General features: G+C 66.5%; 1 protein-coding gene. It reads right to left on the bottom strand.

Annotated elements, in window-relative coordinates; genetic code table 11:
* Positions 1 to 36: 36 nt before the first annotated feature.
* Entirely contained in the window at positions 37 to 1,116 is a 1,080-nt protein-coding gene (locus tag DN771_RS29030) for an IS110 family RNA-guided transposase (RefSeq protein ID WP_117001083.1), read from the bottom strand.
* Between the last annotated feature and the right edge of the window lie 271 nt (positions 1,117 to 1,387).

Below are 1,387 nucleotides of genomic sequence, written 5' to 3'. Positions count from 1 at the left end.
GCGGCGGCGGAGTTGCTCCTTTGTCAAGGAGGGTGGTCATGCGGCGATGGGTTGGGCTTGTTGGCGGGTGTCGTTCCACATGCGTCGGATGATGCGGTCGGCGAGGCGGCGTTTGTGAGCGCGGCGGGCTTCTTTGGCGGTTTTGCCTTCGCTGCGTTTGCGGGTGAGGTAGTCGCGGGCTTCGGGGTGGAATCGGGCTTGGGTGACCGACATGGTGTGGATCATCGAGTTGACGCGTCGGTTGCCGCCGAGGTCGAGGCGGTGTCGGACGGGTTGGCTGGCGCCTTCGCCCGACGACACGGCGACGGCGGCGACGCCGCACCAGCGGGCGAAGGCTGCTTCGTCGCGAAAGCGGAACGGGTCGCCGATTTCGATGAGGAGTCCGGCCGCGTTGGTGAAGCTGATGCCGACTTCGTCGCACAAGGTGGTGCCAGTCTTGGTGACGAGGCGGCCGATGTCGATGTCGAGTTGCTTGATCCGTCGGGTGAGGTCGTTGTAGTCGTCGAGGAGCTCGGCGAGACGGGCCAGACGTGTGCGGGTGACGGGATGGGTGTCGTCGTGGTGGGTGGCAGCGCGCTTGAGGCGGCGCAGTGTGGTGCCGCGCCGTCCGATCTTGTCGAGTGTGTCGATGGGCAGTTTGGCGAGCACGGCCTCGGCCTGGTTCAAGGCGATCTTGCGGCGTTGCACCAGGTCAGCACGCCAGGCGTGCACGACGGCGAGCTCATCGACGACGTCGTTACGGCAGGCAGCGCGGGCCGGGCCCAAGGCGTCGTCAGCCGCCGTGGCGCGGGCAATGGCCAAGGCGTCCTCACGGTCGGTTTTGGGGCGGCGACGTTGCCGGCGACGCTGCGCGGTGCGGCGGGCTGGGACCTCACGAACGTCGAAACCGGCCTCGACCAGCGCAGTGGCGAACTGCAGCCCGTGGCCGGCGGAACCTTCAACACCGACTCGGACCACGTTGCGGGTTCGCAGTTCGGTGATCATCGACTCGATTCCTGCTGCATCGTTGGTGGCGTGGACGACGTCGAGTTCGCGACCCAACGCGTCGATCACGGCCAGCGTGATCGACAGCTTGTGCGGGTCGGCGCCCGCGACATGGTGGTGGTGCTCAGTCATAGTGTTGAACACGTCCTTCTGTTGTCGTTGAACGGAAGGCCCGCGATGGCGGGACGGCACGGCATAGCTGGGTCCAGCAGGCTCAAGCTCCTTTCAAGCCAGCGCTGTCTCGCCATCGCACCGACGCCGCCCGGCAAAACTCCGCTTGATCACGGCACGGCGCCGCGACACCAAGCTCCAGAGCCATGGCAACGCCAGTGACGATGGCCTACCCGACCGATCAGGCCGACCGGCCGGCAACCACCATTATGAACACCCAGCAAGCTCCGCT

The organism is Desertimonas flava (assembly GCF_003426815.1).
Classification (GTDB): Bacteria; Actinomycetota; Acidimicrobiia; order Acidimicrobiales; family Ilumatobacteraceae; genus Desertimonas; species Desertimonas flava.
The sequence above is the reverse complement of the archived record's forward strand: the minus strand, read 5'-3'. Positions and strand labels throughout refer to the sequence as shown.

Bases quoted from the DNA above. Each gene is read 5' to 3' on its own strand.
- DN771_RS29030 (WP_117001083.1), bottom strand. From the start codon at position 1,116: ATGACTGAGCACCACCACCATGTCGCGGGCGCCGACCCGCACAAGCTG.